Here is a 13,683-nt window from a genome sequence, read left to right as displayed (position 1 = left end):
AGATATCGCTACAATACAGAGTTATCCAAAAACCTCAGGAGTACCCGATGGCCGCTATTGACACCTTGACACTGATTACCGCCCAAGCCGCTACGGGCGGCGGAGAAAACGCCTTGATGGGCATGCTGCCCATCATCTTGATGTTCGTTATTCTTTACTTTTTGATGATTCGTCCACAAATGAAGCGTCAGAAAGAGCACCGCAATATGGTATCGGCGCTGGCTAAAGGCGACGAAGTCATTACTTCGGGCGGCTTGCTTGGCAAGGTTACCAAGGTCAGCGATAGCTACATCACCCTTGAAATCAGCACGCTGGCCGACAAGCCAGTGGAAACGGTTCTGCAACGGACCGCTGTAACGTCAGTCCTGCCCAAGGGCACGATCAAGGCGCTCTGATCCGATGTGCGCACCCCGGGCACCAGTCTGGGGTTTTTTCCCCGCTTTAAGTTGTTGATTGACGATGAACCGTTATCCTCTTTGGAAATACCTCACCGTAGCAGTGGCCTTGGTAATAGGCATACTGTATACGCTACCCAATTTTTTTGGGGAATCCCCGGCGGTCCAGATCGCGGGCGCCAAGTCCACCGTCAAAATCGACCAGAATGTGCTCAGCCGAGTCGAAGACATACTTAAAAGCGGCAACATTACTCCTACAGGCGCCTATTTCGAGCAAAATGGTCCTATTGGTACGGTCAGAGCCCGGTTTGACTCCACTGACGTGCAGCTCAAAGCCAAAGACCTGATAGAAAAAACGCTCAACCCCGACCCCACGAATGCTGACTACACAGTCGCCCTGAATCTGTTGCCTGCATCGCCGAACTGGCTTACCGCCCTTAATGCCAACCCCATGTATCTAGGCCTGGATTTGCGCGGCGGCGTCCACTTCCTGCTGCAAGTCGATATGCATGGCGCACTGACCGGCCGCTATGACTCGCTGGCCAGCGATGCCCGCAATACCTTGCGCGAAGCCAAAGTTAAAGTTGCCAACATAGAACGCAGCGACTTATCCATCGTATCGTCCTTCGAAAGTGCCGATGACCGCAGCGCCGCGGCCTCGGAGTTGCGGCGTGCCATGCCCGACATGCAGTTCACCAACAGTGGTGAAAGCGGCGGCAAGTTCATCCTGACCGGCAAGCTCACCGACACTGCCGTAACCCAGGTGCAAAGCAATGCCCTGAAGCAAAACATCACAACGCTGCATAACCGGATCAATGAACTTGGCGTAGCCGAGCCCATTATCCAGCAGCAAGGCGCCGATCGCATCGTCGTGCAACTGCCTGGCGTGCAAGACGTCGCCAAAGCCAAGGAAATCCTGGGCCGCACCGCGACACTTGAAATCCGCATGGTCGACGACTCGCCTTCCGCTACCGCAGCCCTTGCCAGCGGCACAGTGCCGTTCGGCCTGGAACGCTACACCGACCGCGATGGCCGACCCCTACTGTTGCGCCGCCAAGTCATACTGACTGGTGAAAACCTGCAAGACGCCCAGCCTGGGCGCGATCAACAAACACAGCAGCCCTCCGTCAACCTGACGCTGGATGCCAAGGGTTCACGCATTTTCCGCGACGTTACCCGCAACAACATCAACAAGCGCATGGCTATCGTCCTGTTCGAGCAGGGTAAGGGCCAGGTCGTCACCGCGCCCGTCATTCGCAGCGAAATTCCAGGCGGCCAAGTGCAAATCACCGGCAGCATGTCGGCACAAGAAGCTGCCGATACGTCCTTGCTGCTGCGCGCCGGCGCATTGGCCGCACCAATGGAAATCATTGAAGAGCGCACCATAGGCCCAAGCCTGGGCGCCGACAATATCGCCAAGGGCTTTTATTCGACCTTGTACGGCTTTATCGCCATTGCCATCTTCATCATCGTTTACTACCGTCTGTTCGGGGTGTTTTCGACGCTGGGCCTGGCCTTTAACGTATTGCTGCTGCTCGCCGTGCTGTCCATGCTGCAGGCCACGCTAACTTTGCCAGGCATCGCGGCTATTGCCCTGACGCTGGGCATGGCCATTGACTCGAACGTACTGATCAACGAACGGATCCGGGAAGAGCTGCGGGCCGGCCTGCCCCCGCAACAGGCCATACACTTGGGCTTCGAGCGCGCCTGGGGCACCATTCTTGACTCCAACCTCACGACACTGATCGTAGGGCTGTCGCTGCTGGCGTTTGGCACCGGGCCTGTACGCGGCTTTGCCGTCGTCCATTGCATAGGGATCCTGACCTCGATGTTCTCGTCCATCGTCGGGGTTCGCGCCTTGGTCAACCTTTGGTACGGCCGCCAGCGCAAGCTGCAAACCGTCTCCATCGGCCAGATCTGGAAGCCAAAACAAGACTAAGCCGTAGCGCGGTACGCTTTATGCGTGCCGCCCATTTACCAAATTCAGGCAAGAAAGACACATGGAATTTTTCCGCATCCACCGCACCATTCCTTTTATGCGCCACGCGCTGGTGCTGAACCTGATAAGCCTTATCACGTTTGTCGCCGCCGTATTTTTTATTGCAACCCGCGGCTTCCACCTGTCCATCGAATTTACCGGCGGCACGGTCATGGAAGTCCACTACGCCCAAACAGCGCAAGTGGAGGATATCCGTAGCGCCATCAACGGCTTGGGCTATACCGACTTCCAGGTACAAAACTTTGGCACTTCGCAGGACGTCATGATCCGCCTGCCGCTGCGCGAAGGCGAAACTTCAGCCTCGCAAAGCGACATCGTCGTCGAAGCCCTCAAGGCCAAGCACCCGGATGTCGAGCTGCGGCGGGTTGAATTCGTTGGGCCGCAAGTCGGACAAGAACTTGTCCATAACGGGCTGATGGCGCTGCTCTGCGTGGTAATCGGCATCATGCTGTACTTGGCATTCCGTTTCGAATGGAAATTTGCCGTGGCGGGGGTGGTCGCCAACCTGCACGACGTGGTCATCATCCTGGGCTTCTTCGCGTTCTTCCAATGGGAGTTTTCACTCTCGGTATTGGCGGGCGTTCTGGCCGTACTTGGGTATTCCGTAAACGAATCCGTGGTCATCATGGACCGGATCCGCGAAAACTTCCGTAAACAGCGCAAGGCGTCTGTGCAGGAAGTGATCAATAGCGCCATTACCCAAACCATTTCCCGCACCATGATCACCCACGGTTCGACACAAATGATGGTGCTGGCCATGCTGTTTTTTGGCGGTCCGACACTGCACTACTTCGCGCTGGCGCTGACCATAGGCATCTGGTTCGGGATTTATTCTTCGGTATTCGTTGCCGCCGCCATTGCCATGTGGCTGGGCGTAAAACGCGAAGACATGGTCAAGCCTGTCAAAAAAGATGACCCTAGCGCTGAAATCAGCGAAGGGTAAGCAATGACGGGGCTACCCCGTCATGCTAAAAACAAAAAGCACCATGCATGGTGCTTTTTTATTGCCTGATTTCAAGACCAGACGTACGTTATTGAGTGCCGCCTGTTGCATGCACCACATAGGCGGAGATCGCGTCGATGGATTTTTCATCCAGCGTCTCTGCAAATGCGGGCATCGCGCCCGCCCCTTCCTGCACCATTTTTTTGACTTGCTCAAAACCTGGCTTGAGTTCATCCAGATCGGGGCCTATGGTGCCTATGGCTTCAGCATCTTCAAGTGTGTGGCACACTGCACAGGCAGGCACAGCGCCAGTTTTGAACAGTGTCTTGCCGAGTTCCAATTGCGCTGCATCAGGGCCGGCGGCAAAGCTGACCCCACTCAAACAGACTAATAGCCCCCCGACCACCTTGGGCCATATCAAATCTTTCATAACAACATCCTGATAAATAATAAGCAAAAATATGCCCCAGAATGGGGCATATTTATCAGCGCACCGGGTTATTGCTCACCCGGCGCAGCCTACCCAACTCACGAACTAGGCAACCGTTATCGTTACCATGTGGTCACGCCAACTGTTATTCAGATAGCCGCGATTGTTTTCCAGCCTTTCTTCAGGCTGGGACTGACCTGCTTCGTTGGTAGTGCGGCTAGCCAATTGATATGAGCCGGGTTTGAGCTTCACCGACAACACGAACTCGCGCCAGGCATATTGGCCCAGATCGGGACCGATGAACTCAGCCTTTTGCCAGTCTTTTCCGCCATTCACAGAAACTTCGATGGACTTGGCCGCAGTCATGCCACCCATGGCCACGCCGCTGACCTGCACTTGTCCAGCAGGCACTGTCTTGTTTTCATCGGAAGGCAGATTAATCCATGACTTCGGCGGCATTTCCCAAATAGAAGCTTGAGTCATTTCTCCTTTGGCGCCCAGCGGCGCAAATCGGTAGCCCGTTTGCTGGATCTTGGCCGGCGACTGGTCTTTGGTGAAAGCAAGCTGCTTGATGTACTTGACGTTATTCACGCCTGTATAGCCCGGCACAATCATGCGTAGCGGGCCGCCATGCGCCAGTGGCAATGCCTGGCCGTTGATTTCCCAAGCCAGGATTGCGTCTTTCATTGCGGAAATCGGTACCGAGCGCTCGACCATCACGGAGGTGGGATCGATACCTGCGGGAATTTCTTCCCCGCCAGTGCTGGTCATGTAAACCATGCCATCGGCCATACCCCCCACTGCTTCCAGCACAGCGGCCACGGGTACACCGGTAAATACTACGCAACCAGCCGCGCCCACAGTCCATTGGGTGCCGCTAGGTTTGGAAGGGAACCACGCCCTGCCATTACCGGAACATTGCAATACCACGGTGACCGCGGCGAGGCCCAAGGATTTCAGTTCTGCGAGCGTAAACGTACGGGGTTTGGCCACCCCGTTGACTTCAAGCTTCCAACTGTCGGGATCGTTGAGAATATCGGCCGATGGAGGCGAGACGTTATTGCGTACGAATAGCCGATCGGTAGGTGTAATGACGCCAGAGCCGAATGCAGTGCGTTTTGTCTCTATTGTGTTGGCGCTATGGACGATGACGCTATTCAGATCTTTCCAGGCGGCATAGGCAGGCAATGACTTTGCCTTTGCGGCTGCAGGTGCGGCTGCTGCGGCTGGCGCGGCACTCTGAGCATGGGCGCGGCCTACGCTGGCCAGCCCGGCCAGCGCCATAACGCCCCCCGTCGACGCAAGCATGCGGCGCCTACCTATATTGGTGATTTCTTTCATTTGCAATCTCCTTGACTCCATACAATACAAAAAACGAGACGACATTGATCATTATCAATGTTTTGTAAATGTTTCGTGGATTATAGGGGTTATTGACATATGAATATAGCCGTACGTCATAAAACAAATGGTCCGCCGTTTTGAAATGCCGTCATATACCCAAAAACGGTACAATCCAAGGTTTCACTTACTGCCCCCGGGATATAAACCCGTCACGGCGACTATCATGCAAGAAATCACTCTTAAGCGACCTGCCGCCGCAGCCGCCAGCCCCACCGCCCAGACCCCTGCCGCAACGCAATTCCTGCTTCCTACAGAACCTGGCGCCCCGGAACAATTTCTTATCCCCACAGAACCCGAATCGCCGCCGCAAACGGCGCCGGCTGCCGCAAAAACGCGTAAGTTGTTCATTCGCACCTTCGGCTGTCAGATGAACGAGTACGACTCTGACAAGATGGCCGATGTGCTGCGCGAAGACCAGGGCCTGGAACTCACCCAAGACCCTGAAGAAGCCGACATCATCCTGTTCAATACCTGTTCAGTGCGGGAAAAAGCCCAAGAAAAAGTGTTTTCGGACCTCGGCCGGGTTCAGCATCTAAAAAAGAGCAACCCCAATCTGGTCATCGGTGTAGGCGGCTGTGTCGCCAGCCAGGAAGGCGAAGCCATCGTCAAGCGCGCGCCCTATGTCGACGTCGTTTTCGGTCCTCAGACCCTGCATCGTCTGCCCGAACTGATTGCGCGACGTCGCGAGTCCGGACGCTCGCAAGTCGATATCAGTTTTCCCGAAATCGAGAAGTTCGACGCCATGCCGCCGGCCCGTGTCGATGGCCCCACTGCCTTTGTGTCCATCATGGAAGGCTGCAGCAAATACTGTAGTTTCTGTGTGGTGCCCTACACACGCGGCGCCGAAGTCTCCCGCCCATTCGACGATGTGCTGGTGGAAGTCGCCGATCTGGCCGACCAGGGCGTAAAAGAAGTGACCCTGCTGGGCCAGAACGTCAATGCGTACCGCGGCCCCATGGGCGATGGCGACGAAATCGCCGACTTTGCCATGCTGCTGGAATACGTACATGAAATCCCAGGCATCGAGCGCATTCGGTACACGACATCGCACCCCAAAGAGATGACTACCCGGCTCATTGAGGCCCACGGCACACTGCCCAAGCTGGTGCCCTTCTTGCACTTGCCCGTACAGGCAGGCAGCGACCCCATTCTGTCGGCCATGAAACGCGGCTATACGACACTAGAGTTCAAGTCCATCGTTCGCCGGTTGCGCGCCGCCCGGCCCGGCCTTACGCTTTCATCGGATTTCATTATTGGCTTTCCTGGGGAAACCGAAGCCGATTTCGAAAAAACCATGTCGCTCATCCGCGATGTCGGTTTCGATCAGTCGTTCTCCTTCATCTATTCGCGCCGCCCCGGCACGCCCGCAGCCGACCTGCAAGACGACACTTCCAAAGAGGAAAAGCTGGACCGACTTCACCGACTGCAAGCGCTGATCAACGAACAAGCGGCGCTCATCAGCCAGGCCATGATCGGCAGTGTGCAGCGCATACTCGTTGAAAAACCGTCCAAGCGCGATCCCGGCGAATTATCAGGCCGCACTGAAAACAACCGCATCGTCAATTTCATAGGCCAACCACGGCTGATCGGCCAAATGGTCGATGTCCGCATCGTGCAGGCCATGACCAATACGCTGAAAGGTGAAATCATCACGGCGGCGCCACCAGAACTGGGGAATGCATGACGCGAACTGCCCGCAGTAAAGCGCCAGTTACCGTACACCTGGACGGTGACAATACCCATCTGGCCAACCTTTGCGGCCCCCTGGACGAAAATCTGCGTCAAATAGCCAGCGGCTGGAACGTCACGCTTAATCGCCGCGGCGACCGGGTCGCCATCACGGGAGACCAGGCCAAGGCAGCCGGCAAGGCCCTGGAATGGTTCCACCAACGGGCTGTGCACAAAGCACTATCCATCGACGACATACAGCTTGGCCTGGTGGAACTGGGCGCCGGCCAACCGGAGGCATCGGAAGAAGTCATTCCTGTGCCCGCACCCATTCCCGATACGCCGGCCGTCAACGACCAGAGCTTCAGCCTGCGCACTCGAAAAACCGATTTGCGCCCCCGCACGCCGCATCAGCGCGAATACCTCAACCACATACAAAGCCATGACATCACTTTTGGCGTAGGGCCGGCTGGCACCGGCAAAACCTGGCTAGCGGTTGCCTGCGCCATCGACGCGCTGGAACGCGAAACGGTGCAGCGCCTGGTGCTTACCCGCCCCGCGGTCGAAGCGGGCGAGCGGCTGGGCTTTCTGCCAGGCGACCTGGTGCAAAAAGTCGACCCCTACCTGCGGCCGCTGTATGACGCCTTGTACGACTTGATGGGCTATGAACGGGTCCAGCGCCTATTCGAGAAACAAACCATAGAAATCGCACCGCTGGCCTACATGCGCGGACGCACGTTGAACCATGCCTTCGTCATTCTGGACGAAGCCCAGAACACAACGCCGGAACAAATGAAAATGTTCCTGACCCGCATCGGCTTCGGGAGCAAAGCAGTGATCAATGGCGACCCGTCGCAAGTCGACCTGCCGCGCGGCCAACTAAGCGGGCTCACCCATGCCGTCGATGTGCTTGAGTCGGTACAAGGTATTGCCACCACGCGATTCACCAGCCGTGATGTAGTGCGTCACCCTTTAGTAGCGCGCATTGTCGACGCCTACGAGAAAGCAGGCGACCATGCCGGCTGAGCTTTCGTTTTCGGTACAGTACGGCATGCCTGCGCCGGAACTGCCCCGCTGGCGATTGCGCCGCTGGGTGCAGCAAGCCGTAAATGGCGTGGTGCGTGCCCATCAGGCACCCGATTTCACGGCTGTGGCGCTTACCCTGCGCCTGGTCGACAGCCAGGAAGGGCAGGAACTGAATCGGGAATATCGCAACCGCGACTATGCCACGAATGTTCTTACCTTCGAATATGGTGTCGATCCCTTCGGGACAGCAGGAGGCGATATCGTGCTTTGCGTCCCGGTACTTCACCGCGAAGCACAAGAACAGCAGAAAACCTTACTTGATCATGCCGCGCACCTGACGGTGCACGGCGTCTTGCATGCGTTGGGTTACGACCATATCGAAGCCGACGAGGCCCAGGAAATGGAAGCGCTGGAAGTCGAAATCCTGAAGAAAATGGGGATTTCTGATCCTTATCAGTCATAAGGCCCTGAACCTCGATCTACAATTTCGGTTATGCTAAAACTCCGTATAACCAGTCCCTTGGACAATGTCAGAACCTAGCTCACCCGATGCCGAGCCCCGCCCGGCGAAAACCACATCCAAATCCTTGTTTGAACGCCTTACCGCTTTCATGAGGCCTTCCGAGCCCGAAGACCGCGACGGCATCAAAGCCGTGCTTGAAGCGGCCCATGACCGGCAAGTGCTCGACGGCGATTCCTACGCCATGATCTCCGGCGCTCTCGAGGTCGCCAACCAGACGGTCGCCGACATCATGGTGCCGCGTTCGAAAATGGATATGCTCGATGTCAGCAAGCCGCTGGCCGAAGTATTGCCCGACATCATCGAAACCGGACATTCCCGCTTTCCGGTGTATGAAGATGACCGTGACAATATCGTAGGCATATTGCTGGCGAAAGACTTATTGCTGTCCATCACCAACCCCGCCATTGACCTGCGCCCCCTGGTGCGCCCCGCCGTCTTCATTCCTGAAACCAAGCGCCTTAACGTGCTGCTGCACGACTTTCGCAGCAGCCGCAACCACCTGGCCATTGTGGTGGACGAACACGGCGGCACGTCAGGCCTGGTCACCATGGAAGACGTACTGGAACAAATCGTTGGCGAAATCGAAGACGAATACGACGAAGACGCTGAGAAAACCATATTCCAGACCGGCACCAACAGTTGGCGCGCGATGGGGATTACCGAAATCCCCATCTTTAACCGCAGTTTCAACACCGACCTGCCGCACGACGACTACGACACACTGGGTGGCTGGTTGGCCGCGGAATTGGGGCGCATACCCCGCCGGGGCGACAGCATTAGCCATCAAGGCCTGAACATCACCGTCGTTGGCGCAGACGCCAAGCGGGCGCTCTGGCTTCATATCCAGATGGATAACCCCGATCCAGTCGCTCGCCCCAACGCCAACGAGTAACAATCCCTTGAGCCCCTCCTTCCATTTCAATCGGCAAGCCGCCGGATCACTGCTGCTTGGCGCGATCCATGCGCTGTCATTCGCACCCGGCCCACTGCCGGCCTGGTCCCTGCCTTTCATACAGATATTCAGCCTGGCCTTTCTGGCGTTCTATGTTTTCCAGGCCGCCACGGTACGGCAGGCCGCGCTGAATGCCTTTTTGTTTGGCATCGCCAATTTTGCCCTTGGCTTTTACTGGCTGTTTATCAGCATGCACGAATATGGCGGCATGGCAGCGCCGCTGGCCGGCGCCGCCGTGCTGTTGTTGGCAGCTGTCGAAGCCTTGTTTATCGTGGCAGCCGCAACGCTGTCCCGCTGGCTGTCGGCGCGCCATTTGCGCACGCATTCCAACTACGGATGGCACTTGCTTATTGCAGCGGTTTGGGCGTCAAGCTGGACACTCGCCGAATGGCTGCGCGGCACGCTGTTTACCGGCTTTCCCTGGCTGAATGTCGGCTATGCCCATGTTGAAGGCGTACTCGCCAGCTGGGCGCCCCTGGTAGGTGTCTATGGCCTTGCCTGGTTCGCCACTTTTGCAGCGGCGGCCATTGCTCTGCTGGGCTGCGCCAAAGACACCAAAAACGACGCCAGGGCCGCCGTGGGGGTGGGCTGCGCAATCATCATCGGCCTGCTCGGCATCGGGCTAAGCCACATTGTCTGGTCCAGGCCGCAGGGCGAGCCCATGATCGTTCGCCTGGTGCAGGGCAATGTGCCTCAATCCGAAAAATTCGATCCGCAGCTTCTGGAAGAAGGGCTTGCTTCCTATATGCAGTTGGCGGCACTGGAACCCAAGTCAGCCGATGGCGCACCGCAATTAATCGTGTTGCCCGAAACCGTCGTACCGCTATTCCAGAACAGGGTGGCCCCGCAAGTGTGGCAGCAATGGCTGGATATCGCCAAAGAACGCAATGCCCAGATACTGATGGGCGCACCGCTACACGACCGACACCAGGGTCAACATCGCTACACCAATAGCGCCATCAGCTTCAACGCGCAGACACCGCTGGCGGCTTTGCTTGCCGGCAATCCCGACATGCGTTACGACAAGCAGCACCTCGTCCCCTTCGGCGAATTCATTCCGCCCGGATTCCGCTGGTTTGTCGCCGCCATGCAAATCCCCCTGGGGGACTTCAATCGCGGCCCGATAAGACAACCACTATTCCCTATCCATGGGCAAATGATCTCGCCTGACATTTGCTACGAAGACGTCTTCGGTGAAGAAATCATCCAATCGGTACGCGACAGCGAACTCGCCGGCCCGGGCGCCAACATTCTGATCAACATCAGTAATCTGGGCTGGTTCGGCAATTCGTGGGCTTTGCGGCAGCATCTTCAGATTTCACGCATGCGCGCCCTGGAAACGGCCCGCCCCATGCTGCGTGCTACCAACACGGGGATGACCGCGGCCATCGACCCGAACGGCGCAGTGCGCGCCGCCTTGGCCCCCATGAGCAAAGGGGTGCTGGACGTTGAAGTACAAGGCATGGCTGGCCTGACACCTTATGTACGCTGGGGCAACGCCCCCGTCCTGGCCTGGATTGGCCTGATTCTGCTATTAGGCCTGATGCTGCGCACCCGGCGCCCGAAAGGGCAAGAGCAAGCCTTCAACGACGCGCCGTAGCCGGGCTCAAGCGGAAGTGACAAGGAACGTGGAAAAACTCTCGGCGTCAACTGGCGCCGAGAACAAATGGCCCTGGCCATAATCGCAACCCGCCTGCATCAATAAATTACGCTGCTCGACGGTTTCCACGCCTTCTGCAATTACCTTCAGGCCCAGCCTATGGGCCATCACAATGATTGCTTCGCATAAGGCGATGTCACCTGTGCCGGGAGCCAGGTTGCAGACGAAGGACCGGTCGATCTTGATGTAGTCAATATTGAATTTCTTCAAATATGACAGCGACGAATACCCCGTGCCGAAATCATCCAGCGCAACTTGTATGCCGGCATCCCGGAAAGCAAGCAGATTGCGGCTGACTTGAGCAGTCGCATCCATGAGCAGACCTTCGGTGATCTCCACCACAATACTGTCGCCGGTTAAATCCAGCGCCTTAAGATGCCCCAGCCATTCTGTGTCACTCAGGCCGCCAGCCATGAACTGCGCGGGCGAAACATTTACACTGATCTGGAAATCGTTGCAGTATGACTTGCGCCACAATGCCGCTTGCCGTGCTGCCTCGCGAAATGCCCAGTCGCCTATTTTAACGATAATGCCCGCATCCTCGGCAAAAGGAATGAAATCGACAGGACCCACCAAGCCAAGCTCGGGATGATTCCATCGGATAAGCGCCTCTGCCTTGCGAATGTACCCCGTACTTAGCTCGACAATAGGCTGGTAGTGCAATACGAACTGGCCCTCACGCAACGCATTCACCAAGTCGCGCAGCAACCGGCGCCGTTTGTCGGCTGTTTGCCGCATCTGCGGCGTAAAGCAACAGAACTGGTTGCGCCCCCTCTCTTTGGCTGCGTACATGGCCAGGTCCACATTCGTGAGCAATTCCTGCGCGGTGCGACCATCGTCGGGATAGAAGCTAACGCCCATACTCGTCGATATCGACGCCACGTCTTCGGCCAGCTGATACGGCTGCGCCAGCGCCTGCAAAATATCCCGGCATAGGCGTTCGACCACTTCGGTATCTTCAACCTCTTCGAGGATAAGGGTGAACTCGTCACCGCCCAGACGCGCTACCGTATCCGTGGCACGCACGCATTTGCCTAGCCGCGCAGCCACTTCTTTGAGGAGCTCGTCGCCCATTCCATGGCCCATCGTATCGTTGACCTCCTTGAAGAAGTCCAAGTCCAGGAGCACCAGCGCCATCCGGCCACGAGACAGACTGGAACGGGCAATCGCGCCGTCCAGGCGGTCTTGAAACAGCTTGCGATTAGGCACCCCCGTCAGATGATCGTAATGCGCCTGGCGCCAGATCAATGCTTCCGACTGTATTTTCTGGGTAACGTCGGAAAACAGCCCGATGCGACATTGCACCGACCCGTCATCGTTATACGACGTATTGATGACGATTCGTTCAACATATTCGCGGCCGTCCTTGCTTCGGTTCCAGATCTCGCCCTCCCATTTTCCGGTAGCCAGCAGCGACTGCCACATTGCTTGATAAAACGCGGCATCGTGGCGGCCGGAATGCAGGATGCTAAGTTTGGCGCCTAGCGCTTCATTGGCAGAATACCCAGTGATGGCTGAAAAGGCCGGATTGACATTAACAATGACGCCTTCGGGGTCAGTCACCACCATGGCTTCGCTGCTGTTTTGATAAACCAACGAAGCCATACGGAAGTCGGCTTTGGCTTGCTTCAAGTTTTGCTTGTCGCGCTTGATACGGACAATAAGATTCGCCAGGCGCTGGGTCCACCCGTTGAAAGCCTGCCGAGCCACAAAGCCAAGCAATAATATCAACGCATCGACGAACAGCAAGGCATACAGTGCCGTCATGACTTGACGCTGCGCCGCCTGATGCTCGTCGACGATGGAATCGATAAGCGCTTCTGTGTGCCCGAGCATGCGGGCCGCGTCGCCGCCTACCCATTGATGCGTAGCGGTTTTCTCTGCCGTACCGGAGGCAGGCAGCGCCAATATGGCAAGCGCCTTCTGGACGCCCTGACGGTAACCGCCCCAATTAAGCTCGAGTGTTTTCAAGAGTTCGTCATGAGGCGGGCGCAATTTTTGAATATCAATCCCAAAAACCGTTCCTCCATGGATTAAGGCCTGCAACACCACATCGAATGTGCGCATGCTGCGCTCGATTTCGGCGACACCGGACCCTTGCTCTACAGACAACGACATCGTTTCGACAGCAATTTTCTGGCTAAGGATGCGCAACTTGCCTGCCACGTTGACTGTAGCTGCCATTGCATGAAAGTCACGCAGCAAGCTTTGCAACAGAAAGATATTGGCGCCAGCCAATAGCAGCAAACACAAGAATGCCCCCATGATTTTTCGGGCGGTACTTAGCCTTGAAATGACATGCTTGGTCGGTAAACTAGCTATATGTTGTTGCGGGGCATCGGACATGAAGAGTGGGGTCAAAGGAAATTGGGGGGCCACGATCGCGGCCTAGGAATGTGCACGCAATGATCACAATCGTAATATTGAATTATTGCGTAATGGCGTGCTTTGATTCAAATCAGGCAAAATGCCAGGCGCGTCGAATGTCGGCTGCAAGGCAGTCGAATTACCATTCCCCCCAAGAACACCGTGCGCGCGAGGATGAACGTTTTTGCAGTAAATCCCGGCCCAACTTGCGCACTTTAAAAATATGGTGCATAATCTCGCTTCTTCGTTGGACAAGCCAACACGGGGGTATAGCTCAGCTGGGAGAGCGCTTGCATGGCATGCAAGAGGTCAGCGG

At 56.6% G+C, this 13,683-nt stretch carries 11 protein-coding genes; 8 read left to right on the top strand and 3 right to left on the bottom strand.

What is annotated here, in order from left to right:
- Window positions 1-47 precede the first annotated feature (47 nt).
- From yajC to secF, 3 genes are all read left to right on the top strand, one after another.
- Window positions 48-395 carry a preprotein translocase subunit YajC gene (yajC, locus tag ABWO67_RS06165; protein ID WP_353149035.1) on the top strand — a complete coding sequence of 116 codons (348 nt, stop codon included), beginning with the start codon at window positions 48-50 and terminating at the stop codon, window positions 393-395.
- 64 nt (window positions 396-459) lie between these two features.
- Entirely contained in the window at window positions 460-2,334 is a 1,875-nt protein-coding gene (gene secD / locus ABWO67_RS06160; protein ID WP_353149032.1) for a protein translocase subunit SecD, read from the top strand.
- A gap of 61 nt (window positions 2,335-2,395) precedes the next feature.
- Window positions 2,396-3,337 carry a protein translocase subunit SecF gene (secF, locus tag ABWO67_RS06155; protein ID WP_353149029.1) on the top strand — a complete coding sequence of 314 codons (942 nt, stop codon included), beginning with the start codon at window positions 2,396-2,398 and terminating at the stop codon, window positions 3,335-3,337.
- Window positions 3,338-3,425: 88 nt separating this feature from the next.
- Here the strand turns inward: secF and sorU are convergent, their stop codons facing one another.
- Window positions 3,426-3,767, bottom strand: a complete 342-nt coding sequence (gene sorU / locus ABWO67_RS06150; protein ID WP_353149026.1) for a SorU family sulfite dehydrogenase c-type cytochrome subunit — start codon at window positions 3,765-3,767, stop codon at window positions 3,426-3,428.
- A gap of 105 nt (window positions 3,768-3,872) precedes the next feature.
- On the bottom strand, window positions 3,873-5,108 hold the full coding sequence (sorT, locus tag ABWO67_RS06145) for a SorT family sulfite dehydrogenase catalytic subunit (protein ID WP_353149023.1): 1,236 nt from the start codon (window positions 5,106-5,108) through the stop codon (window positions 3,873-3,875).
- 226 nt (window positions 5,109-5,334) lie between these two features.
- On the opposite strand from sorT, the gene miaB reads away from it, so the two are divergent.
- The 5 genes from miaB to lnt all read left to right on the top strand — a co-directional run bounded on the left by miaB (window position 5,335) and on the right by lnt (window position 10,940).
- Window positions 5,335-6,855, top strand: a complete 1,521-nt coding sequence (miaB, locus tag ABWO67_RS06140; RefSeq protein WP_353149021.1) for a tRNA (N6-isopentenyl adenosine(37)-C2)-methylthiotransferase MiaB — start codon at window positions 5,335-5,337, stop codon at window positions 6,853-6,855.
- Window positions 6,852-7,865, top strand: a complete 1,014-nt coding sequence (locus tag ABWO67_RS06135) for a PhoH family protein (RefSeq protein ID WP_353149018.1) — start codon at window positions 6,852-6,854, stop codon at window positions 7,863-7,865. The genes miaB and ABWO67_RS06135 overlap by 4 nt, the downstream gene beginning before the upstream one ends.
- Window positions 7,855-8,328: an rRNA maturation RNase YbeY gene (ybeY, locus tag ABWO67_RS06130; protein ID WP_353149016.1), complete on the top strand. Its 474-nt coding sequence runs from the start codon at window positions 7,855-7,857 to the stop codon at window positions 8,326-8,328. Before ABWO67_RS06135 ends, ybeY begins: the two co-directional genes overlap by 11 nt.
- A gap of 64 nt (window positions 8,329-8,392) precedes the next feature.
- A complete protein-coding gene (locus tag ABWO67_RS06125) occupies window positions 8,393-9,280 on the top strand; it encodes a CorC family transporter (protein ID WP_353149013.1) in 888 nt (295 codons plus the stop codon).
- 7 nt (window positions 9,281-9,287) lie between these two features.
- Complete coding sequence (lnt, locus tag ABWO67_RS06120) at window positions 9,288-10,940, top strand: apolipoprotein N-acyltransferase (protein ID WP_353149010.1); 1,653 nt, start codon at window positions 9,288-9,290, stop codon at window positions 10,938-10,940.
- A 6-nt stretch (window positions 10,941-10,946) separates the two neighbouring features.
- Here the strand turns inward: lnt and ABWO67_RS06115 are convergent, their stop codons facing one another.
- Complete coding sequence (locus ABWO67_RS06115; protein ID WP_353149007.1) at window positions 10,947-13,265, bottom strand: EAL domain-containing protein; 2,319 nt, start codon at window positions 13,263-13,265, stop codon at window positions 10,947-10,949.
- Window positions 13,266-13,683: the final 418 nt, after the last annotated feature.

Source organism: Pollutimonas bauzanensis, assembly GCF_040393045.1.
Classification (GTDB): domain Bacteria; phylum Pseudomonadota; class Gammaproteobacteria; order Burkholderiales; family Burkholderiaceae_B; genus Pollutimonas; species Pollutimonas bauzanensis_A.
The sequence above is the reverse complement of the archived record's forward strand: the minus strand, read 5'-3'. Positions and strand labels throughout refer to the sequence as shown.

Bases quoted from the DNA above. Each gene is read 5' to 3' on its own strand.
- yajC (WP_353149035.1), top strand. From the start codon at position 48: ATGGCCGCTATTGACACCTTGACACTGATTACCGCCCAAGCCGCTACG.
- secD (WP_353149032.1), top strand. From the start codon at position 460: ATGAACCGTTATCCTCTTTGGAAATACCTCACCGTAGCAGTGGCCTTG.
- secF (WP_353149029.1), top strand. From the start codon at position 2,396: ATGGAATTTTTCCGCATCCACCGCACCATTCCTTTTATGCGCCACGCG.
- sorU (WP_353149026.1), bottom strand. From the start codon at position 3,767: ATGAAAGATTTGATATGGCCCAAGGTGGTCGGGGGGCTATTAGTCTGT.
- sorT (WP_353149023.1), bottom strand. From the start codon at position 5,108: ATGAAAGAAATCACCAATATAGGTAGGCGCCGCATGCTTGCGTCGACG.
- miaB (WP_353149021.1), top strand. From the start codon at position 5,335: ATGCAAGAAATCACTCTTAAGCGACCTGCCGCCGCAGCCGCCAGCCCC.
- ABWO67_RS06135 (WP_353149018.1), top strand. From the start codon at position 6,852: ATGACGCGAACTGCCCGCAGTAAAGCGCCAGTTACCGTACACCTGGAC.
- ybeY (WP_353149016.1), top strand. From the start codon at position 7,855: ATGCCGGCTGAGCTTTCGTTTTCGGTACAGTACGGCATGCCTGCGCCG.
- ABWO67_RS06125 (WP_353149013.1), top strand. From the start codon at position 8,393: ATGTCAGAACCTAGCTCACCCGATGCCGAGCCCCGCCCGGCGAAAACC.
- ABWO67_RS06115 (WP_353149007.1), bottom strand. From the start codon at position 13,265: ATGGGGGCATTCTTGTGTTTGCTGCTATTGGCTGGCGCCAATATCTTT.